The 21,088-nt window shown below is 54.1% G+C and carries 18 protein-coding genes; 13 read left to right on the top strand and 5 right to left on the bottom strand.

Annotation, left to right across the window (positions count from 1 at the left end):
* Positions 1–11 precede the first annotated feature (11 nt).
* On the bottom strand, positions 12–329 hold the full coding sequence (metJ, locus tag EA20_RS0107065; RefSeq protein ID WP_024966153.1) for a met regulon transcriptional regulator MetJ: 318 nt from the start codon (positions 327–329) through the stop codon (positions 12–14).
* Between the two features lie 244 nt (positions 330–573).
* Here metJ and metB point away from each other — a divergent pair, with 244 nt between their 5' ends.
* The 6 genes from metB to metF all read left to right on the top strand — a co-directional run bounded on the left by metB (position 574) and on the right by metF (position 7,696).
* Positions 574–1,734, top strand: coding sequence for a cystathionine gamma-synthase (gene metB, locus EA20_RS0107060; RefSeq protein WP_024966152.1), 1,161 nt, complete (start codon positions 574–576; stop codon positions 1,732–1,734).
* Between the two features lie 2 nt (positions 1,735–1,736).
* Positions 1,737–4,166: a bifunctional aspartate kinase/homoserine dehydrogenase II gene (locus EA20_RS0107055; RefSeq protein ID WP_024966151.1), complete on the top strand. Its 2,430-nt coding sequence runs from the start codon at positions 1,737–1,739 to the stop codon at positions 4,164–4,166.
* A 728-nt stretch (positions 4,167–4,894) separates the two neighbouring features.
* Positions 4,895–5,254 carry a tlde1 domain-containing protein gene (locus tag EA20_RS20140; RefSeq protein ID WP_071995388.1) on the top strand — a complete coding sequence of 120 codons (360 nt, stop codon included), beginning with the start codon at positions 4,895–4,897 and terminating at the stop codon, positions 5,252–5,254.
* Positions 5,251–5,754 carry a hypothetical protein gene (locus EA20_RS0107045; protein WP_024966150.1) on the top strand — a complete coding sequence of 168 codons (504 nt, stop codon included), beginning with the start codon at positions 5,251–5,253 and terminating at the stop codon, positions 5,752–5,754. Before EA20_RS20140 ends, EA20_RS0107045 begins: the two co-directional genes overlap by 4 nt.
* A gap of 1 nt (position 5,755) precedes the next feature.
* Positions 5,756–6,226, top strand: coding sequence for a type VI secretion system tube protein TssD (gene tssD, locus EA20_RS0107040; RefSeq protein WP_024966149.1), 471 nt, complete (start codon positions 5,756–5,758; stop codon positions 6,224–6,226).
* A gap of 567 nt (positions 6,227–6,793) precedes the next feature.
* Positions 6,794–7,696, top strand: coding sequence for a methylenetetrahydrofolate reductase (gene metF / locus EA20_RS0107035; RefSeq protein WP_024966148.1), 903 nt, complete (start codon positions 6,794–6,796; stop codon positions 7,694–7,696).
* Between the two features lie 146 nt (positions 7,697–7,842).
* On the opposite strand, the gene ppc is transcribed toward metF, so the two are convergent.
* A complete protein-coding gene (gene ppc, locus EA20_RS0107030) occupies positions 7,843–10,494 on the bottom strand; it encodes a phosphoenolpyruvate carboxylase (protein ID WP_024966147.1) in 2,652 nt (883 codons plus the stop codon).
* Positions 10,495–10,750: 256 nt separating this feature from the next.
* A complete protein-coding gene (gene argE / locus EA20_RS0107025; protein WP_024966146.1) occupies positions 10,751–11,920 on the bottom strand; it encodes an acetylornithine deacetylase in 1,170 nt (389 codons plus the stop codon).
* Positions 11,921–12,102: 182 nt separating this feature from the next.
* Here argE and argC point away from each other — a divergent pair, with 182 nt between their 5' ends.
* The 4 genes from argC (at position 12,103) to argH (ending at position 16,584) form a co-directional block, all read left to right on the top strand.
* Positions 12,103–13,107 carry an N-acetyl-gamma-glutamyl-phosphate reductase gene (argC, locus tag EA20_RS0107020; RefSeq protein WP_024966145.1) on the top strand — a complete coding sequence of 335 codons (1,005 nt, stop codon included), beginning with the start codon at positions 12,103–12,105 and terminating at the stop codon, positions 13,105–13,107.
* A 15-nt stretch (positions 13,108–13,122) separates the two neighbouring features.
* A complete protein-coding gene (gene argB / locus EA20_RS0107015; protein ID WP_024966144.1) occupies positions 13,123–13,896 on the top strand; it encodes an acetylglutamate kinase in 774 nt (257 codons plus the stop codon).
* Between the two features lie 19 nt (positions 13,897–13,915).
* Positions 13,916–15,130: an argininosuccinate synthase gene (locus EA20_RS0107010; RefSeq protein ID WP_024966143.1), complete on the top strand. Its 1,215-nt coding sequence runs from the start codon at positions 13,916–13,918 to the stop codon at positions 15,128–15,130.
* An 80-nt stretch (positions 15,131–15,210) separates the two neighbouring features.
* Positions 15,211–16,584: an argininosuccinate lyase gene (argH, locus tag EA20_RS0107005; RefSeq protein ID WP_024966142.1), complete on the top strand. Its 1,374-nt coding sequence runs from the start codon at positions 15,211–15,213 to the stop codon at positions 16,582–16,584.
* A 107-nt stretch (positions 16,585–16,691) separates the two neighbouring features.
* Here the strand turns inward: argH and EA20_RS0107000 are convergent, their stop codons facing one another.
* Positions 16,692–17,423 carry a glutathione peroxidase gene (locus EA20_RS0107000; protein WP_024966141.1) on the bottom strand — a complete coding sequence of 244 codons (732 nt, stop codon included), beginning with the start codon at positions 17,421–17,423 and terminating at the stop codon, positions 16,692–16,694.
* A gap of 136 nt (positions 17,424–17,559) precedes the next feature.
* Between EA20_RS0107000 and oxyR the strand changes: the two genes are divergently transcribed.
* On the top strand, positions 17,560–18,477 hold the full coding sequence (gene oxyR / locus EA20_RS0106995; protein WP_024966140.1) for a DNA-binding transcriptional regulator OxyR: 918 nt from the start codon (positions 17,560–17,562) through the stop codon (positions 18,475–18,477).
* Here the strand turns inward: oxyR and sthA are convergent.
* Positions 18,460–19,860: a Si-specific NAD(P)(+) transhydrogenase gene (gene sthA, locus EA20_RS0106990; RefSeq protein WP_024966139.1), complete on the bottom strand. Its 1,401-nt coding sequence runs from the start codon at positions 19,858–19,860 to the stop codon at positions 18,460–18,462. The two genes, oxyR and sthA, sit on opposite strands and share 18 nt — an antisense overlap.
* A gap of 202 nt (positions 19,861–20,062) precedes the next feature.
* Here sthA and fabR point away from each other — a divergent pair, with 202 nt between their 5' ends.
* The gene (fabR, locus tag EA20_RS0106985; protein WP_024966138.1) at positions 20,063–20,704 is read left to right on the top strand and encodes an HTH-type transcriptional repressor FabR; all 642 of its coding nucleotides are present in this window, start codon (positions 20,063–20,065) and stop codon (positions 20,702–20,704) included.
* 11 nt (positions 20,705–20,715) lie between these two features.
* On the top strand, positions 20,716–21,075 hold the full coding sequence (locus EA20_RS0106980) for a YijD family membrane protein (RefSeq protein WP_024966137.1): 360 nt from the start codon (positions 20,716–20,718) through the stop codon (positions 21,073–21,075).
* Positions 21,076–21,088 lie beyond the last annotated feature (13 nt).

Raw genomic sequence — 21,088 nt, 5'->3', positions numbered from 1 at the left:
ATACCTGAAAATCAGTACACCCAGGTATCGGGATCGACGCCCATTTCACGCATGATCGCTTTCGCCGCTTCCGGGATTTCATCACTGCGCTCTTTACGCAGATCGACATCATCCGGTAATGGCTGGCCGGTAAAGGCGTGCAAAAACGCTTCACACAGCAGTTCACTGTTGGTCGCATGCCGCAAATTGTTCACCTGACGGCGGGTGCGCTCGTCGGTTAAAATTTTCAGCACTTTTAACGGGATCGATACCGTTATCTTTTTTACCTGCTCGCTCTTCTTACCGTGCTCGGCGTAAGGGCTGATATATTCGCCGTTCCATTCAGCCATGGGTTACCTTAATCATTATCAAATTATTGAAAAGCCGAAATTCGGCTAATTATGCCCGAAGTTAGTGCCCACCACACCGCATTGGCGCAAATTTCTGTTCGCTATAGCGTCATAATCTTAACGGTTATTGCCGGATTGCTCAATCTATACGCAAAGACATTTAGATGTCCAGATGTGTTGACGTCTATTCCTGCCCTGTTATGCTAAGCACTCTTCCTTAATCTGCTTCGGGAACAGAGACACCATGACGCGTAAACAGGCTACCATCGCAGTACGCAGCGGTTTGAATGATGATGAGCAATATGGCTGCGTTGTCCCGCCAATTCATCTCTCCAGCACCTATAACTTCACCGACTTTAACGAGCCCAGAGCACACGATTATTCCCGACGCGGCAATCCGACCCGCGATGTCGTTCAGCGTGCGCTGGCCGAACTGGAAGGCGGTGCTGGCGCGGTGATGACCAATACCGGCATGTCTGCGATCCATCTGGTGTGTACTGTTTTCCTGAAGCCGGGCGATCTGCTGGTGGCACCTCATGACTGCTACGGCGGCAGCTACCGGCTGTTTGACAGTCTCAGCAAGCGTGGCGCCTATCGCGTTAAGTTTGTCGATCAGGGCGATGAAGGCGCACTGCATGCAGCACTGGCAGAGAAACCCAAGCTGGTGCTGATTGAGAGCCCCAGTAACCCCCTGTTGCGGGTGGTGGATATTGCCGCTATCTGTCGGGCGGCGGCGGAAGCAGGCGCGGTCAGCGTGGTGGATAACACTTTCCTCAGCCCTGCGCTGCAAAATCCTCTGGCGCTGGGCGCTGACCTGGTGATTCACTCCTGCACCAAATACCTGAACGGGCATTCGGATGTGGTTGCGGGCGCGGTCATTGCGAAAGATCCGGCCCAGGTGACTGAACTGGCCTGGTGGGCCAATAATATTGGCGTAACGGGAGCCGCTTTCGACAGCTATCTCCTGCTGCGCGGTCTGCGTACGCTGGCCCCGCGCATGGCGGCTGCACAGCGTAACGCGCTGGCCATTGTGGAGTATCTGAAACAACAACCGCTGGTGAAAAAGTTGTATCATCCTTCCCTGCCGGACAATGCGGGTCATGAGTTTGCGGTTCGTCAGCAGAAAGGTTTCGGGGCCATGCTCAGTTTCGAGCTGGACGGCGACGAACAGACGCTGCGACGCTTTCTGAAAGCTCTTGAACTCTTTACCCTTGCAGAGTCGCTGGGCGGGGTTGAAAGCCTGATTTCCCATACGGCGACCATGACCCACGCCGGTATGTCGGCTGAGGCGCGGGCGGCGGCAGGCATTTCTGAAACGCTGCTTCGCGTTTCAACAGGTATTGAAGATCACGAAGATTTAATTGCCGATCTGGATAACGCATTCCGGATAGCGGCCGAGAGGTAAGCATGAGTCAGTCAGCAGTGGCAGCGGGCACACGTCAGCTGCATAAATTTGGCGGTAGCAGTCTCGCCGATGCTAAATGTTATCAGCGCGTCGCCGGCATTATGGCGGAGTACGGCTTGCCGGGAGATGTGATGGTGGTTTCCGCCGCCGGAAGCACCACCAATCAGCTGATTAACTGGCTGAAGCTGAGCCAGAGCGACCGTCTGTCGGCCCATCAGGTGCAGCAGGCGCTGCGTCGTTACCAGAGCGAGCTGATCGGCGGTCTGTTGCCGGCTGACCAGGCTGACGTACTGATTACCGAATTTATCCACGACCTTGAAAGACTCGCCACGCTGCTGGACGGCAAGATAACCGAAGCGGTCTACGCGGAAGTCGTGGGCCATGGGGAAATCTGGTCTGCCCGGCTGATGGCTGCGGTACTGAATCTACGCGATATGAAAGCTTGCTGGCTGGATGCGCGGGATTTCCTGCGCGCCGAGCGCGCCGCCCAGCCTCAGGTTGATGAGGGGAAATCCTGGCCTTTGCTGCAAGAGCTGATGGCGCAGCATCCTGGCGAGCGACTGGTGATCACCGGCTTTATCTCCCGTAATGAGGCGGGCGAAACCGTCCTGCTGGGCCGTAACGGCAGCGACTATTCGGCCACGCAGATAGGCGCGCTGGCCGGAGCGTCGCGAGTGACCATCTGGAGTGACGTTGCCGGTGTGTACAGCGCCGATCCCCGGAAGGTGAAAGATGCCTGCCTGCTGCCGCTGCTGCGGCTGGATGAAGCCAGCGAACTGGCGCGTCTTGCGGCGCCGGTGCTGCATACGCGCACGCTACAGCCCGTTTCCGGCAGCGATATCGATCTGCAATTGCGCTGTAGCTATCAGCCGGAGCAGGGCTCGACCCGCATCGAGCGCGTACTGGCCTCCGGCACCGGCGCACGCATCGTCACCAGCCATGACGATGTCTGCCTGATTGAATTTCAGGTTTCGCCACAGCATGACTTCGCCGCACAATATAAAGAGGCCGATCATCTGCTCAGGCGTGCGCAGCTTCGTCCGCTGGCGATCGGTATACATCCTGACCGCAATCTTCTCCAGCTTTGCTATACCACGGAAGTGGTTAACAGCGCGCTTGAGTTACTTCAGAGCGCCGCACTTCCCGGCAAGCTTCAGCTACGCGAAGGTATGGCGATGGTGGCGCTGGTGGGAGCAGGCGTCTGCCGTAACCCGCTGCACAGTCATCGCTTCTGGCAGCAGCTGAAAGATCAGCCCGTTGAGTTTATCTGGCAGTCTGAAGAAGGGATCAGCCTGGTGGCGGTGCTGCGCGTTGGCCCAACTGAGCATCTGATTCGTGGCCTGCATCAGTCGCTGTTCCGGGCTGAGAAACAGGTAGGGCTGGTGCTGTTTGGCAAAGGGAACATCGGTTCCCGCTGGCTTGAACTGTTTGGCCGCGAGCAGGAAACGCTGTCGGCGCGGACCGGCTTCGAATTCATCCTGGCGGGCGTGGTGGACAGCCGCCGCAGCCTGTTAAGTTATGACGGATTAGACGCGAGCCGTGCGCTGGCTTTCTTTGAAGATGAAGCGGTGGAGCAGGATGAGGAGTCGCTCTTTCTGTGGATGCGCGCGCATCCGTTTGATGACCTGGTAGTGCTTGACGTGACCGCCAGCGAACCGCTTGCCGGGCAGTATCTTGACTTCGCCAGCCACGGGTTCCACGTCATCAGCGCCAACAAGGTTGCAGGCGCGTCCAGCAGCGACCGCTACCGGCAAATCCGTGACGCTTTTGCCAAGACGGGACGACACTGGCTCTATAACGCCACCGTAGGCGCGGGATTACCGGTCAACTATACGGTGCGTGACCTGCGCGAGAGCGGCGACAGCATCCTTTCCATCAGCGGTATTTTCTCCGGCACGCTCTCCTGGCTGTTCCTGCAATATGACGGCACGGTTCCTTTTACCGAACTGGTCGATCAGGCCTGGCAGCAGGGTCTGACGGAGCCGGATCCACGCGTTGACCTCTCCGGCCAGGATGTGATGCGTAAGCTGGTGATCCTTGCCCGTGAAGCTGGCTACGATATCGAACCCGATCAGGTTCGCGTCGAGTCACTGGTGCCGAAAGGCTGTGAGAGCGAATCTGTCGATCATTTCTTTGAAAACGGCGACGCGCTGAATGAGCAGATGCAGCAGCGTTTTGAGGCGGCCTGCGAGATGGGCCTGGTGCTGCGCTATGTGGCGCGGTTTGATGCGAATGGCAAAGCCCGTGTTGGCGTTGAGGCCGTCAGAGAGGATCATCCGCTGGCGGCATTACTGCCTTGCGATAATGTCTTTGCCATTGAGAGCCGCTGGTACCGCGATAACCCACTGGTGATCCGCGGGCCAGGCGCCGGGCGGGACGTGACCGCAGGCGCCATTCAGTCCGATCTCAACCGGCTGGCGCAGCTGCTTTAGCAGAAAGACGTAAGCGTCCGTCGGGGATGCGTAAGATCCGCAGTCTCCGGGCGCCTGGTTCAGGATAAAACCTGAGGATAAGCATCATCCGTAAGGTGCCGAAGGAACAATAAACCCAGGGCAGGATAAGGCCGATGAGGCGCCCTCCGTAAAGTCCCAAGGCACCAGGAGTGCAGGCCGTGGGTAACGTCGTTTCAGATCTTATAACGCTTTATTTCTGCCTGGGCATCCTGCTTTTTACGGTTAGGGGGTTGATGCTCAGTCGAACGGAAACTTACCTTAAGCGAGAAAAGCTGTCTAAAAATCGATTAACAGCCAGGCATGGGTACTAAGTGCCGTTTTTCGATTCATCAGACGGTACTTTAGGTCCGTTTTTTACTGTATATAGTGTTTTGATTTATAAGAAAAAATATTTTTAACGTGTGAAACCATTCCTTTGAGCGTCAAACCCCTCTTCCCACGCCAGCGGGGCTAAATCGTTCGTTTTGCGTGAGGGTAATGTCTACTACTATTGTTCCCCGCCTCTGCGGGGTTTTTGCTTTTCACGCAACGGCGAGAACATTCAGAGCTAGCCTGTCCCCGCTCGCAGGGGGCGAACCCAGGAGGGGAGGAGTCCCCAGATTAACCAGATCTTGATCTCAATTAAGGTATCTTGCAAATTTGTTGATTTGATAAAATGTAAAATAGATACTAAGGATGCTATTCGTTTTTTAACAGGGAGTTAAATTATGACATGGGAATATGACCAAAGCACAGGCGAATTAAGACACAATGGGCAACTTTTCCAAAAAGGATATAGCGGAAATGGGGCGGGAATTAACAACCCTGCAATGGAGTCTGTACGTGGTCACGGTCCGATACCTAAAGGTTATTATAGGATATCAGGATCTCATGATACGATTACACCGGTAACTATTATTCTCGATCCAATTCTTGGAACAAATACATTTGGACGAAGTTTATTCAGGATACATGGGGGGAAAAGAAATGGGGAAAGAACCGCATCAGACGGATGCATTATTATCGATGGTGTAAGCAACAGGCAACATGTTTTAAATAGTGGTGACACAATACTGGTGGTAAGATGATTAAAATAACCACCTATATATTGCTGTTTTTTATTTCGTTCAAAACAATAGCTATAACACCAATAAACCCAGAACAGTTAACCAACAGAATAAAAACCGTTGGTGCTAAGATGGTCATCTCTGAACTATTCAAAGATGATGAATCTGAATGGGGGTTTGTTTTAAGCAAGATAAGTGGTGGCGAAAATAATTGGCTTGCCGTAGCCGCTCTGTTAGCCCCTGAGAGCGATGCTGCATCGGCAGAAACACTTACGGCTGCTGTTGCAAAAGCTATTCCTCATAACCCAGCGGGAGTACTTGCTGTATTGAATGATGATGCTCCACCGTTAAGCACTCAGCGCGTATGTAGCCTGCCATTCTATAGTATTACCGAACGGGACTATAATAAATATATAGTTGATTCAATCCAGAAACTTTATAAGGTTGCCAACAGCAAGGATTGCATCGATACGATGGTTAATACCATCGGGAAATCTGATGGGTTTATAGAGGGAAATTGATATGGCGATTCCAGTTTATATGTTTATGTATGATGATGGCGGTAATATTATTAAAGGTAGTGTTGATGTTAGTGGAAGAGAACACAGCGTAGAAGTTTTAGGGTTACACCATAGCGTCAGTATGCCGACTAATAACTTTAGCGGAAAAATCACAGGAAACAGAAATCACCTTCCCTTTCTCATAGAAAAAGAATTAGATTTTTCATCGGCGTATCTTTATAAAGCATTAACCACTGGCGAGACATTGAAAAGTGTTGAGTTAAAATATTACCGTATTAATGATGCTGGTTATGAGGAGGAATATTTTAATACGTTACTTGAAAATGCTCGTGTCGTTAATGTTATGCCAGTAATTTTTGATGTAAAAGATATTGCAAAGGAAGAATTTAACCATATGGAGGTTGTAGAATTTCGATATGAAAAAATAACCTGGCATTATCTCGACGGTAATATAAAGTACACTGATGTTTAAAAGTAAATCAGTGTAAAGGCGCCCGCGATTGTGCGGACGTCTTGCTGTTGTGTCCGGTCACATCTTCAACCGTGGTTCTTTTTATACTCAGCGAAAGCGTTTTCTAACAGCTCACGCATTGTCAGACCGTTTGCCAGGGCGAATGATTTGTAATCGATGGCGAATTCTGGCTGGCCTTATTTTAGTTGCTCAAATCGTGAAATAATCCCATGTCACCGGGCTTTTTTCCGGAAATGCCCTCACCAGCACACCACGCTTAACTCGCTACACCACAGCCTGTAATTAATCTCCCTCATCAGCAGCTCAGGAGGGCGTTTTGTCACATTACCCTCTGGTTTCTCAGGGAAAGAGCGTGAGCGCTGTTAACTGCGCTGACCATCGCGTCTTCCTTGCTTCTTAAGCAGAAGAAAAATATTCATCGCACCCTGAAAAAAAATCACGCCCGGCAACAATCGCCGCTGTTGACAATATAAGCGATTCAGGTCATTTTGAGTGTCTGGACGTCTAAACGTATGGATGTTCAATAAGGTGTTCTTCGACAAGCCGCGAGCGATGAGGTAAGCAGGTATGAGTTTTTTCCACGCCAATCAGCGTGAAGCGCTGAACCAGAGTCTGGCTGAAATTAGCGGGCGAATTAACGTCTCTTTTGAGTTTTTCCCGCCGCGCACCAGTGAAATGGAACAGACCCTGTGGAGCTCTATCGATCGCTTAAGCAGCCTGAAACCCAAATTCGTTTCCGTCACTTACGGGGCGAACTCCGGCGAGCGTGACCGTACGCACAGCATTATTAAAGGCATCAAGGATCGTACCGGCCTCGAAGCGGCACCGCATCTGACCTGCGTTGATGCCAGCCGGGACGAGCTGCGTGCTATCGCTCAGGACTACTGGAACAACGGTATCCGTCATATTGTCGCACTGCGCGGCGATCTGCCGCCGGGCAGTGGTAAACCTGAAATGTATGGAGCCGATCTGGTGGGCCTGCTGAAAGAGGTGGGGGATTTTGATATCTCCGTAGCGGCTTATCCTGAAGTGCATCCGGAGGCCAAAAGCGCGCAGGCCGATTTGATTAACCTGAAGCGTAAAATTGATGCGGGTGCCAGTCGCGCCATTACCCAGTTTTTCTTTGATGTGGAAAGCTACCTGCGCTTTCGCGATCGTTGTGTGGCGACCGGCATCGATGTGGAGATCGTACCGGGCATTCTGCCAGTTTCTAACTTTAAACAGCTTCAGCGCTTCGCTGCCCTGACTAACGTGCGCGTCCCGGGCTGGATGACCAGCATGTTTGCCGGGCTGGATGACGATCCCGAAACCCGTAAAATGGTCGGGGCCAACGTGGCGATGGATATGGTAAAAATCCTCAGCCGGGAAGGTGTAAAAGACTTCCATTTTTACACGCTTAACCGCGCCGAGATGAGCTATGCCATCTGTCATACGCTGGGCGTACGTCCCGCCAGCATTGCTGCCGCCTGACGTTATGCCATAAAAAGCCATCCTGTTTAACAGGATGGCTTTTTGCTGTCTGTGAACCCACTTTTTTAAGGCCAGGCTGCTACGGATCCGGAGCCAGCCTGGAGAGCGGCGGGCGCTTCTGCCATTCAGACAAAAACGCCCTGCCATCAGCCTGTATTACGCATCCCCGCTGCCACACCGGCAATCGTCACCATCAGCGCCTGTTCAACGCGGGCATCGGGTTCATTGCCTTGCGCTTCCTGCTGGCGTGAGCGGTGCAACAGCTCCGCCTGAAGCACGTTGAGCGGATCGGTGTAGACGTTGCGCAGCGCAATTGACTCCGCAATCCAGGGCTGATCGGCCATCAGATGAGCATCATTGGCAATCGTCAGGACGGCTTTGATGTCGCTGTCCAGCTGCTCGCGCAGCTGTTTACCCAGCGGCCACAATGCCGGTTCAACCAGACGCTGATCGTAATATTCGGCCAGCCACAGGTCAGCTTTCGAAAAGACCATTTCCAACATGCCCAGACGAGTTGAGAAAAACGGCCAGTCACGGCACATCGCTTCCAGCTGATCCTGATGGCCTGCTTCCATCGCGCTTTGCAGCGCGGCACCAGCCCCCAGCCAGGCGGGCAGCATCAGGCGGTTTTGCGTCCAGGCAAAAATCCACGGAATGGCGCGCAGCGATTCCACGCCGCCGGTCGGGCGACGCTTGGCCGGACGTGAGCCCAGAGGTAGTTTACCGAGTTCCTGCTCTGGCGTTGCTGAACGAAAGTAAGGCACGAAGTCGGCGTTTTCACGCACATAGCCGCGATACATCTTGCAGGAATCGGCGGAAAGCTGATCCATAATATCGCGCCATTTCGCTTCCGGCTCCGGCGGCGGCAGCAGGTTGGCTTCCAGAATAGCGCCGGTATAGAGCGAAAGGCTGCTGATGGTCACTTCCGGCAGACCGTACTTAAAGCGGATCATTTCGCCCTGTTCGGTCACGCGCAGACCCCCTTTCAGGCTGCCTGGCGGCTGGGAAAGCAGGGCTGCCTGGGCAGGCGCGCCGCCGCGTCCAATGGTGCCGCCGCGACCATGAAACAGCGTCAGGGCAATGCCAGCTTTTTCACAGGTTTTAATCAGCGCATCCTGAGCCTGATACTGCGCCCAGCTGGCGGCCATAACGCCCGCATCTTTTGCCGAATCGGAATAACCGATCATGACCATCTGCTTGCCCTGGATAAAGCCGCGATACCAGTCGATGTTCAGCAACTGACTCATCACATCGTTAGCGTTATTCAAATCATCGAGCGTTTCAAACAGCGGTGCGACCGGTAGCGCGAAGGTGATGCCCGCTTCCTTCAGCAGCAGGTGAACGGCCAGCACGTCAGACGGCGTTTTAGCCATTGAGATAACGTATGCCGCAATAGAGCCTTTTGGTACTTCCGCCGCAACACGGCAGGTTTCCAGCACTTCCAGCGTGTCGGCGCTCGGCTCCCACTGCCGCGGCAGCAGCGGCCGCTTGGAGTTGAGTTCGCGGATCAGGAAAGCCTGCTTGTCCGCTTCTGACCAGCTTTCGTAATCTCCCAGCCCGAGATAACGGGTGATTTCGGCAATCGCCTCGGTATGACGGGTGCTCTCCTGTCGGATATCAATCCGCACCAGCGGTACGCCAAAGCACTTCACGCGGCGCAGCGTATCCAGGAGCTGGCCGTTGGCAATAATGCCCATACCGCAGGCCTGCAGCGACTGATAGCAGGCATAAAGCGGATCCCACAGCTGATCGTTGGAGATAAGCAGATTCGCCGGACGTGGCAGACGTTCCCCTTTCAGCCGGCGTTCCAGATACGCCTGGGTGCTTAACAGCTGACCGCGAAGATTTTTCATAATCTCGCGGTAAGGCTCCAGCGCTTCCGGATTGCCACACAGCTCGCGCACTTCCGGCGTGCATTCAGACATCGACAGCTCGGACACCAGCACGGCGATATCACGCAGGAACAGATCGGTCGCCTTCCAGCGGCTCAGTTGCAGGACATGGCGGGTAATGTCTGCGGTGACGTTCGGGTTGCCGTCGCGGTCGCCCCCCATCCATGAGGTAAACTGGACGGGCACAAAATCGACCGGAAGCTTGACGCCAAAAGAGGCTTCAACCTGCTGGTTCAGCTCACGGAGAAAGCTGGGTACGCCTTCCCACAGGCTGTTTTCAACCACGGCAAAGCCCCATTTGGCTTCATCGATCGGCGAGGGACGATATTTACGGATCTCATCGGTATGCCAGGCCTGCGCCACCAGCTGACGCAGACGGCGCATAATCTGCGCACGGTCATAGTCTGACAGATCGTTATGATCGAGCTGCTTCAGGCAGCTGTTAACCTCGACCAGTTTATGGATCAGGGTGCGGCGGGTGATTTCAGTCGGGTGAGCGGTCAGCACCAGCTCCAGCGACAGCGATTCAATAGCGCTGCGGATCGCCGCTTCGGAGAGGTCAGGCTGCTGTTTCAGGCGGTCAAAAACGTTGGCCAGAATTTCCGGGTGTTTGGCAACGTCCCCTTTCGGCGAAATGGTGTGATACTGCTCGGCAACGTTGGTCAGATTAAGAAACTGACTAAAGGCGCGCGCCACGGGCAGCAGTTCATCATTGGAAAGATTTTGCAGCGTTGAGAGCAATTCTTTACGGTGGGCGTCATTTCCCGCACGTGATGACTTTGAGAGCTTACGGATGGTTTCTACCCGATCCAGGATGTTCTCTCCAAGCGCATCCTTGATTGTATCCCCGAGCAGTTTGCCGAGCATACTGACATTACTTCGCATTGCGGAATATTGTTCGTTCATATGACCCCTGACACCCTTCTTGTTTTTGTCACTTTATTTCACCGTCGCCGGCATAACCTTGCCTTTTATCTAGCCACGTTCGTTTCCATTCGTCAAATGACTTAAATTTGCCGCCTGCTGTCGCTAAATGTCGGGAAATTATGAAATTTAATTACAACGAAGCGCGATAAGTTATTCTTATCAGCAAACTCGGAATAATGCCGGGGCAATAGTCTGTTTTAACAGTCAAATGCCCCGGAGAACGCCGAAACGGCAACTAGCTTTCCAGCGCGGTTTCCTCATAGCAGAAATGGCGGACAACCTGAGCGATTAAATCACGCGTGGGCTGGATAAACGCGGTATCAAGATATTCGTCCGGCTGATGTGCCTGGTTAATTGAGCCTGGGCCAAGCACCAGCGTCGGGCAGAGCGTCTGGATAAACGGCGCTTCGGTACAGTAATTGACCACTTCGGTTTCCGTGCCCAGCAGTTTCTCAACGACCTGTACCAGCTGATGCTCGCGGGGACATTCATATCCCGGGATCGGCGGATGCAGTTCGCTTACCGTCAGACGACCCGGCCAGCGTTCACTGACCGGGGCCAGCGCTTCATTCAGCAGTCCGTCAAGTTCGCTCAGCGTCAGGCCTGGCAGCGGGCGGATATCCATATGCAGCTCACAACAGGCGCAGATACGGTTGGGCGCATCGCCGCCGATGATATGCCCAAAGTTCATGGTCGGATAAGGAATGGCGAAGCCATCATGGTGATAGCGTCTCTTCAGCGTGTTGCGCAGGGCCATCAGCTCAGTGATCGATTCATGCATCAGCTCAATGGCATTGACGCCGCGTGCCGGATCGCTGGAGTGGCCGGACTGGCCCTGAATGCGGATGGCATGAGAGAGGTGTCCTTTGTGCGCCCGCACCGGTTTCAGGGAAGTCGGTTCACCAATAATGGCGCAGTCGGGGCGAATCGAGGTGGTTTCAGAGAAAAATTTCGCCCCCGCCATCGTCGTTTCTTCATCAGCCGTCGCCAGAATATAGAGCGGTTTTTTAAGGGTCGTGACGTCCACGTCACGCAGCGTATCGAGAATAAAAGCGAAGAAGCCTTTCATATCGGCGGTACCGAGACCATAGAGCTTGTTGTCATGCTCGGTCAGGGTGAAGGGATCGCGACTCCAGCGGCCATCATCAAAAGGCACGGTGTCGGTATGACCGGCCAACAGCAGTCCGCCCGCGCCGCTGCCCGTTTTCGCCAGCATATTGAATTTATGCCGCGTGCCCGGTACCGGCTGTACCTCAACGCTGAAGCCTAAATCGCGGAACCAGCCCGCCAGCAAATTGATTAAAGTTTCATTGCTCTGATCGAGGGCGGCATCGGTCGCACTGATTGACGGTGTGGCGATCAACTCACGGTAAATCTCGATAAAAGGCGGTAATTTTATCTTCACTGTTGACAGTCCTTGCGTTAGGATAGTATCAATATTCATGCACTATTAGTGAATAAAAATACATTAATGGCGTGGGAATGGAAACCGGTAATTATGCCAAATTCCAGCGCCGAAAGCGTGGGAGCACAGCGGTTAACCGCTGCAACCCGGAATCTTGTGACCGAATAAAGGTGGTCAGTCTGATGTTGAATACGCTGATTGTTGGGGCCAGTGGCTATGCTGGCGTGGAACTTGCGACTTACCTGAATCGTCACCCAGAGGTGAACATAACCGCATTAGCGGTTTCAGCGCAAAGTCCTGACGCAGGAAAATTACTCTCCGCGCTTCATCCTCAGCTTAAAGGCATCCTGGATATGCCGCTGCAGCCGCTGAGCAGCGTGGCAGATTTTACCGAAAACCTGGATGTGGTGTTCCTGGCGACTGCCCATGAAGTCAGTCACGATCTTGCCCCTCAGTTCCTGGCGGCGGGCTGCGTCGTTTTCGATCTTTCTGGCGCCTTTCGGGTTAACGATACGGGCTTTTACAGCGACTACTACGGCTTTACGCATCAGCATCAGGACTGGCTGGATAAAGCCGTTTATGGACTGGCAGAGTGGCAGCACGCCCGCATCAAAGAAGCGCAGCTTGTTGCCGTTCCGGGATGTTATCCCACGGCGGCGCAGCTGGCGCTGAAACCTCTGCTGGAAGCGGGACTGCTGAACGGCGCGCAGTGGCCGGTCATCAATGCAACCAGCGGTGTGAGCGGTGCAGGGCGGAAAGCTTCGGTGAATACCAGCTTTTGCGAAGTCAGCCTGCAGCCTTACGGCATTTTTGGGCATCGCCATCATCCTGAAATCACCACGCATCTGGGCGTTCCGGTAGTTTTCACCCCGCATCTGGGCAATTTCCCTCGCGGTATCCTGGCCACCACCACCTGCCGCCTTAATGCGGGCGTGACGCAGGATGATGTGGCTGAAGCTTTCCATAACGCCTATCACGATAAGCCGCTGGTGCGCCTTTACGAAAAAGGTGTGCCGTCCATCAAAGGCGTGGCTGGCCTGCCGTTCTGTGATATCGGCTTCGCCGTGCAGGGCGAGCATGTCATCGTGGTGTCCGCAGAAGATAACCTGCTGAAAGGCGCTTCGTCACAGGCCGTACAGTGCCTGAATATTCGTTTCGGTTTTCCGGAAACGCAGTCTCTTATCTGAATCAGCGAGCGAACAATGACTCCCTTAATTATCAAACTTGGCGGTGTGCTGCTCGACAGCGAAGAAGCACTGGAAAAACTTTTTACCGCGTTGGTCTCCTGGCGCGAAACGCATCAGCGTCCGCTCCTGATCGTGCACGGCGGCGGCTGTCTGGTCGACGAGCTGATGAAGAAGCTTGAGCTGCCCGTGAAAAAGAAAAACGGCCTGCGCGTCACCCCGGCCGATCAGATCGACATCATCACCGGCGCACTGGCTGGCACGGCAAATAAAACGCTGCTGGCCTGGTCGAAAAAACATGGCATTGATGCCGTGGGCCTCTGCCTCGGCGACGGTGGTAGCGTCAACGTGGCGGCGTTTGATGACGAACTGGGTCATGTGGGACAGGCGACGCCGGGCAATCCCAGACTGATTAACACATTGCTGGATGCAGGCTATCTGCCGGTGATCAGCTCGATCGGCATCACTGAAGATGGTCAGTTGATGAACGTCAATGCTGATCAGGCCGCTACCGCGCTCGCCTCAACGCTGGGTGCCGATCTGGTACTGCTCTCCGATGTCAGCGGTATTCTGGACGGTAAAGGCCAGCGTATCGCTGAAATGACCGCGGAGAAGGCGGAACAACTTATCGCTCAGGGCATCATCACTGACGGTATGATCGTGAAGGTGAACGCCGCGCTTGATGCAGCCCGCACCTTAGGCCGCCCGGTCGATATCGCCAGCTGGCGCCATGCTGAACAGCTGCCAACCCTTTTTAACGGCGTGTCGATTGGCACCCGGATCCTCGCTTAACCGGTTCAAGGAAATGACAATGCAAGATAAAAACATCAAAAAAATCGTTCTGGCTTACTCTGGCGGTCTGGATACCTCCGCGATTATTCCCTGGCTGAAAGAGAACTACGGCGGCTGTGAAGTGGTCGCTTTTGTCGCTGACATTGGTCAGGAGCGTGGCGATCTTGAAGGCGTTGAGCAGAAAGCCCTGCAGTCCGGCGCTTCCGAATGCCACGTTGTGGATCTGCGTGAAGAGTTCATCAGCGATTATGTCTATCCCGTGCTGCAAACCGGCGCGCTGTATGAAGGGACCTATCTGCTGGGCACCTCAATGGCCCGTCCGATTATTGCCAAAGCGCAGGTTGAGCTGGCGCTTAAGGTTGGTGCGGATGCGCTGTGCCACGGTGCGACCGGTAAAGGTAACGATCAGGTGCGTTTCGAGACTACTTATACCGCGCTGGCACCGCAGCTGAAGGTCGTCGCGCCGTGGCGTGAATGGAACCTGCGCTCGCGTGAAGCGCTGCTCGACTACCTGAAAGAGCGCAACATTCCAACTACCGCATCGCTGGAAAAGATCTACAGCCGCGATGAAAACGCCTGGCATATCTCTACCGAAGGCGGCGTGCTGGAAAGCCCATGGAATGCGCCAAACAAAGATTGCTGGGTCTGGACCGTCGATCCGCTGGAAGCACCGGATCAGCCTGAGCAGGTGACTGTCTCCGTTGAGAAAGGACGTGTGGTAGCGGTGAATGGTGTAGCGCTAAGCCCGTATCAGTGTCTGGAAAAACTGAATGTGCTGGGCGCGAAGCATGGCGTGGGCCGTATCGATATTGTGGAAAACCGTCTGGTAGGGATTAAATCCCGCGGCTGCTACGAAACTCCCGGCGGCACCATTATGGTCAATGCGCTGCGGGCGGTAGAGCAACTGGTCCTGGATCGGGATAGCTTTAAGTGGCGCGAGCAGCTGGGCCATGAAATGTCCTACGTGGTTTATGACGGACGCTGGTTCGCTCCGCTGCGGAAATCCATTCAGGCCGCTGCCGAATCACTGGCGGAAGAAGTGAACGGCGAAGTTGTGCTCCAGCTCTATAAAGGCCAGGTCACTGCGATCCAGAAGAAGTCTGCTAACAGCCTTTACTCTGAAGAGTTTGCGACGTTTGGCGAAGATGAAGTCTATGACCACAGCCACGCGGGCGGCTTTATCCGCCTGTTCTCGCTCTCTTCACGCATTCGCGCACTGAACGAGAAGAAATAAAACCCGTTGGGGCGGGAGCAATCCTGCCCTTACCGGACTATTTACCTGCATTACTTAACTGAATTAAAGGGAGCACTGACATGGCACTTTGGGGTGGACGGTTTACTCAGGCAGCAGATCAACGGTTCAAACTGTTTAACGACTCGCTGCGCTTTGACTATCGTCTGGCAGAGCAGGATATCGTCGGCTCCGTTGCCTGGTCCAAAGCGCTGGTAACGGTCAATGTGCTGACCCCAGAAGAGCAGCAGCAGCTGGAAAGCGCGCTGAACGTGCTGCTGGAAGAGGTGCGGGCTAACCCGCAGCAAATTCTGGAAAGCGATGCGGAAGATATTCACAGTTATGTGGAAGGGCGTCTGATTGAGAAAGTTGGCGCACTGGGCAAAAAACTGCACACCGGCCGGAGCCGTAACGATCAGGTGGCTACTGACCTTAAGCTCTGGTGTAAGACACAGGTAAGCGAGCTTCTGAACGCCACCCGTCAGCTACAGCAGGCGCTGGTGATGACCGCAGAAGCGAATCAGGATGCGGTCATGCCGGGTTATACCCATTTGCAGCGGGCGCAGCCGGTGACTTTCGCGCACTGGTGTCTGGCTTACGTTGAGATGCTGGCTCGCGATGAAAGCCGCCTGCAGGATACATTGAAGCGTCTGGACGTCAGCCCGCTGGGCTGCGGTGCGCTGGCCGGAACCGCTTACGAGATTGACCGCGAGCAGCTGGCCGGCTGGCTGGGCTTCGCCTCCGCGACCCGTAACAGCCTGGATACCGTATCCGATCGCGACCATGTGCTGGAACTGCTTTCCGACGCCTCTATCGGTATGGTCCACCTCTCGCGTTTCGCCGAGGATCTGATTTTCTTCAATACCGGTGAGGCAGGCTTTGTTGAGCTCTCCGATAAAGTCACGTCAGGCTCATCTCTGATGCCGCAGAAGAAAAATCCGGATGCGCTGGAGCTGATCCGCGGCAAATGTGGCCGTGTTCAGGGCGCGCTTACCGCGATGACCATGACGCTGAAAGGCTTACCGCTGGCCTACAACAAAGATATGCAGGAAGACAAAGAAGGCCTGTTCGATGCGCTGGACACCTGGGCAGACTGCCTGCATATGGCGACGCTGGTGCTGGATGGCATTCAGGTGAAACGCCCCCGTTGTCAGGAGGCCGCCGAGCAGGGCTACGCCAATGCCACCGAACTGGCTGATTATCTTGTCGCGAAAGGAATACCTTTCCGGGAAGCGCATCATATCGTCGGTGAAGTTGTCGTCGCGGCGATTGGCAAAGGTGTGGCGCTGGAAGCGCTCAAGCTGGATGAGCTACAGAGTTTCAGCCAGGCGATCGACGGGGATGTCTATCCTGTGCTGTCGCTGCAATCCTGTCTGGATAAACGTAATGCGAAAGGCGGCGTTTCTCCGCATCAGGTTTCGCTTGCCATTACCGACGCAAAAAACCGGCTGGCATAAGCAAAAAAGGCGGGCCCCAGGCCCGCCAACGCAATTTCGACTTTATTTATCGTTATTGGCACACAAGAGGGCGGTCAATCGTGGTTTTGCCCGCCCTGCCTGTTTAGTTAAACTGCAAAAAACTGGGCCAGATCGTCGCTGCCGCCAATGTGACGCCCGCCAATAAATACCTGAGGGACGGTGGCGCGACCCGTTACGGCACGCAGGCTGACGGTTGTGGCATCCTGCCCCAGCACTATCTCTTCATACTGAATACCGCGATCCTGCAACATTTGCTTGGCTTTGGCACAGAATGAGCAGCCAGGCTTGGTGAACAGAGAGACTGATTCCTGCACCTTAAATTCCGGCGCAAGGTAGCGCAGCATGGTATCAGCATCAGAAACTTCAAACGGATCGCCTGGCTTGTTTGGTTCAACAAACATTTTTTCCACCACGCCGTTACGTACCAGCATCGAGTAACGCCATGAACGTGGGCCAAATCCCAGATCGGCTTTCTCAACCAGCATCTCCATGCCACGGGTAAAATCACCGTTGCCGTCCGGGATAAACGTAATGTTGTCGGCGTGCTGATCCGCTTTCCAGGCATTCATAACAAAAGTGTCATTCACCGATACGCAGAGAATATTATCCACGCCGTGCTTTTTAAAGACGTCAGATAACTCGTTATAGCGCGGCAAGTGGCTTGAGGAGCATGTCGGGGTAAACGCGCCCGGCAGTGAAAACACGATAACGGTTTTATCCTGAAACAGCTCATCAGTCGTGACGTCGACCCACCGGTCGCCCTGACGCGTGTGAAAAGTGACCTGTGGAACAGACTTACCTTCCTGACTTGCAAACATAAAAGCACTCCTGGTTAAGGATAAAAAGTGATGTATTTCCCGAATGGCGGACATTATTGCGTTTGGTGCTTGATAGGGATAATCGTTGATTGCTATCCTATCTATCGCCATGGACTATCGTGGTTCGGAGGATAAGATGAACATTCGTGATCTAGAGTATCTTGTGGCGCTGGCGGAACATCGCCATTTTCGGCGGGCGGCGGATTCCTGCCATGTCAGCCAGCCAACATTGAGCGGGCAAATCCGTAAGCTTGAGGATGAGCTGGGCGTTATGCTGCTGGAGCGTACCAGCCGCAAAGTATTGTTTACCCAGGCGGGGCTGCTGTTGGTGGACCAGGCCCGCACTGTGCTGCGCGAAGTAAAAGTTCTGAAGGAGATGGCCAGCCAGCAGGGCGAGGCGATGTCGGGACCGTTACATATTGGGCTCATCCCCACCGTCGGGCCTTATCTGCTTCCGCAGATTGTCCCTTCGCTGCATAAAACCTTCCCAAAACTGGAGATGTACCTGCACGAGGCGCAGACGCAGCAACTTCTTGCGCAGCTGGACAGCGGAAAGCTCGACTGTGCGATTCTGGCGCTGGTAAAAGAGTCTGAGGCTTTTATTGAAGTGCCGTTATTTGATGAACCTATGAAGCTGGCTATCTATCAGGATCATCCCTGGCATGACCGGGACCGCGTGCCAATGTCCGATCTGGCGGGTGAGAAGCTGTTAATGCTGGAAGATGGACACTGTCTGCGCGATCAGGCAATGGGCTTTTGCTTTCAGGCTGGCGCAGACGAAGATACCCATTTCCGTGCGACAAGTCTGGAGACGCTGCGAAACATGGTGGCGGCAGGAAGCGGCATTACGCTGCTGCCCGCGCTTGCTGTGCCGAAGGAGCGGGTACGCGACGGCGTCTGCTATCTTTCCTGCTACAAGCCGGAACCGCAGCGCACCATAGCGCTGGTCTATCGCCCGGGATCGCCTCTGCGCAGCCGCTATGAGCAGCTGGCAGAAGCCATTCGTACCCATATGCAGAGCTATATGGGCACGACGCTAAAACAGGCGGTTTAAGCCGTTCAGCGCAGCAACACGGTAGGCTTCGGCCATTGTCGGGTAGTTAAAAGTGGTATTCACGAAATATTCAATCGTATTACCACCGTTTTTCTGCTCCATAATGGCCTGGCCGATATGAATGATCTCCGCTGCACGTTCGCCAAAGCAGTGGATCCCCAGGATCTCTTTGGTTTCGCGATGGAAGAGGATCTTCAGACTGCCAACGTTCATACCAACAATCTGCGCACGCGCCAGGTGTTTAAACTGAGCGCGACCCACTTCATAAGGCACTTTAAGCGCCGTCAGCTGCTGCTCGGTTTTGCCAACGGAACTGATCTCAGGAATGGTATAAATCCCCGTAGGAATATCTTCGATCAGATGGGCTGTGGCCTCGCCTTTAATCAGCGCCTGAGCCGCGATGCGTCCCTGATCGTAGGCGGCTGAAGCCAGGCTTGGATAACCAATCACGTCGCCGACAGCATAGATGTGCGGCTGGGCAGTCTGATACATGCTGTTAACTTTCAGCAGGCCGCGTCCGTCCGCCTCCAGACCGACATTTCCCAGCGACAGGGAGTCGGTGTTCCCGGTACGTCCGTTGGCGTACAGCAGGCAGTCCGCTTTGACCTTCTTGCCTGATTTCAGGTGCATAATAACGCCGTCGCTTACGCCCTCAATCTTCTCGAACTCTTCGTTATGGCGGATCACTACGCCGTTGTTCCAGAAATGGTAAGAAAGAGAATCTGAAATTTCCTGATCGAGAAACGCCAGCAGATGATCGCGGGTGTTGATCAAATCCACTTTAACGTTCAAGCCACGGAAGATGGAGGCATATTCGCAGCCGATAACGCCCGCGCCATAAATGATAACGTGGCCAGGTTCGTGATGCAGGTTCAGGATGGAATCGCTGTCGTAGATGCGGGGATGCGAAAAATCGACATCGGCAGGATGATAAGGCCGTGAACCACAGGCGATAACAAATTTCTCTGCGGTAAGACGCTCAACCGTACCATCGGGGCCTTCCACCTCAAGCGTATTGGCATCGACAAAGCGTGCATCACCCTGATAAAGCTCGCAGCGGTTACGTTCATAGAAGCCCTGACGCATACGGGTTTGCTGGCTAACGACGTTTTCGGTGTGATTAAGGATATCCGCAAACGAGGAGCGCAGCAGGCGGGTATGGTCGCTATAGAGGGGGTTCTGATTGAATTCGATAATACGGCTAACGGCGTGACGAAGTGCTTTAGAGGGGATAGTGCCCCAATGCGTACAGCCGCCGCCGATACTGTGATAGCGCTCAATTACCGCGATTCGCGCGCCCTGTTTCACCAGACCCATCGCGGCCCCTTCGCCGCCAGGGCCGGAACCAATTACGATGGCGTCGTAATCATAAGACTGTTGCATACTGATACGTCCTATTTCTTATACAATTTTTCAACGATATTCTAACATCTCGCTGACCACTTCCCAATTCTAACTGCTGTTTTTGCCATCATTTACCAAAACGGGAGTGTTAACAGGGATTCACAAAGTTGATGCAACTGTACGCTGAAATTTTTGTTATAGTGCCGCTTTGGTCAGTCAAACAGGCAGTATCATGGCGAATATGGGCATCAGAGCGCAGCAAAAAGAGAGGACCAGGCGTACGCTGATTGAAGCAGCATTCAGCCAGCTGAGTGCCGAACGGAGTTTTGCCAGCCTCAGCCTGCGTGAAGTTGCCCGCGAAGCCGGCATCGCGCCGACCTCCTTCTACCGACATTTTCGGGATGTTGATGAACTGGGTCTGACAATGGTCGATGAGAGCGGACTGATGCTGCGGCAGTTAATGCGCCAGGCTCGCCAGCGTATTGCAAAAGGGGGCAGCGTTATCCGCACCTCTGTGTCGACCTTTATGGAATTTATCGGCAATAATCCTAACGCCTTCCGTCTGTTGTTGCGGGAGCGTTCCGGTACTTCAGCCGCGTTTCGTGCCGCTGTAGCCCGTGAGATCCAGCATTTTATCGCCGAGCTGGCTGACTATCTGGAAATCGAAAACCGCATGCCGCGAAGCTTTACCGAAGCGCAGGCGGAAGCGATGGTCATTATCGTGTTCAACGCCGGTGCGGAAGCGCTGGATATTGATGTTGATCAGCGTCGCCAGCTGGAAGAGCGGCTGGTGCTACAGCTGAGAATGATTTCTAAAGGTGCGTATTACTGGTATCGACGTGAACAGGAGAGGCTGGCGGTAACGCTGACTTCCCGTGACTAAAGGAGAGTGACATGAGTTTAGCCCCCGGCCGGGACAGAGGCACGCTGCTGCTGGCGTTTTTAACCGGTTTGTCGATCAACGGCTCTTTTGCCGTTTTATTCAGTTCGCTGGTGCCGTTCTCTGTTTTTCCTCTTATCGCGCTGGGTCTTTCCGCCTGGTGCCTGCATCAGCGTTACCTGAATCGTTCTATGCCTGATGGGATGCCCGGCCTTGCGGCGGCGTTCTTTTTACTGGGCATCCTGCTTTACAGCGCCATCGTGCGTGCCGAATACCCTGAGATCGGCTCCAATTTCGTGCCGACCATTCTGATGGTCGCGCTGGTGTTCTGGATTGGGTTGAAGCTGCGTTCCCGCAAAAAATCAAACGACTGAATACACGTTTGCA

The organism is Pantoea sp. IMH, assembly GCF_000599885.1.
GTDB lineage: Bacteria > Pseudomonadota > Gammaproteobacteria > Enterobacterales > Enterobacteriaceae > Erwinia.
Note: the sequence above shows the minus strand (reverse complement) of the source record. Positions and strands in the feature narration are given on the sequence as shown.

Bases quoted from the DNA above. Each gene is read 5' to 3' on its own strand.
- EA20_RS0107045 (WP_024966150.1), top strand. From the start codon at position 5,251: ATGATTAAAATAACCACCTATATATTGCTGTTTTTTATTTCGTTCAAA.
- oxyR (WP_024966140.1), top strand. From the start codon at position 17,560: ATGAACATTCGTGATCTAGAGTATCTTGTGGCGCTGGCGGAACATCGC.
- EA20_RS0107010 (WP_024966143.1), top strand. From the start codon at position 13,916: ATGCAAGATAAAAACATCAAAAAAATCGTTCTGGCTTACTCTGGCGGT.
- fabR (WP_024966138.1), top strand. From the start codon at position 20,063: ATGGGCATCAGAGCGCAGCAAAAAGAGAGGACCAGGCGTACGCTGATT.
- EA20_RS0106980 (WP_024966137.1), top strand. From the start codon at position 20,716: ATGAGTTTAGCCCCCGGCCGGGACAGAGGCACGCTGCTGCTGGCGTTT.
- sthA (WP_024966139.1), bottom strand. From the start codon at position 19,860: ATGCAACAGTCTTATGATTACGACGCCATCGTAATTGGTTCCGGCCCT.
- EA20_RS0107000 (WP_024966141.1), bottom strand. From the start codon at position 17,423: ATGTTTGCAAGTCAGGAAGGTAAGTCTGTTCCACAGGTCACTTTTCAC.
- EA20_RS20140 (WP_071995388.1), top strand. From the start codon at position 4,895: ATGACATGGGAATATGACCAAAGCACAGGCGAATTAAGACACAATGGG.
- ppc (WP_024966147.1), bottom strand. From the start codon at position 10,494: ATGAACGAACAATATTCCGCAATGCGAAGTAATGTCAGTATGCTCGGC.
- argH (WP_024966142.1), top strand. From the start codon at position 15,211: ATGGCACTTTGGGGTGGACGGTTTACTCAGGCAGCAGATCAACGGTTC.
- metB (WP_024966152.1), top strand. From the start codon at position 574: ATGACGCGTAAACAGGCTACCATCGCAGTACGCAGCGGTTTGAATGAT.
- tssD (WP_024966149.1), top strand. From the start codon at position 5,756: ATGGCGATTCCAGTTTATATGTTTATGTATGATGATGGCGGTAATATT.
- metJ (WP_024966153.1), bottom strand. From the start codon at position 329: ATGGCTGAATGGAACGGCGAATATATCAGCCCTTACGCCGAGCACGGT.
- argB (WP_024966144.1), top strand. From the start codon at position 13,123: ATGACTCCCTTAATTATCAAACTTGGCGGTGTGCTGCTCGACAGCGAA.
- EA20_RS0107055 (WP_024966151.1), top strand. From the start codon at position 1,737: ATGAGTCAGTCAGCAGTGGCAGCGGGCACACGTCAGCTGCATAAATTT.
- metF (WP_024966148.1), top strand. From the start codon at position 6,794: ATGAGTTTTTTCCACGCCAATCAGCGTGAAGCGCTGAACCAGAGTCTG.
- argC (WP_024966145.1), top strand. From the start codon at position 12,103: ATGTTGAATACGCTGATTGTTGGGGCCAGTGGCTATGCTGGCGTGGAA.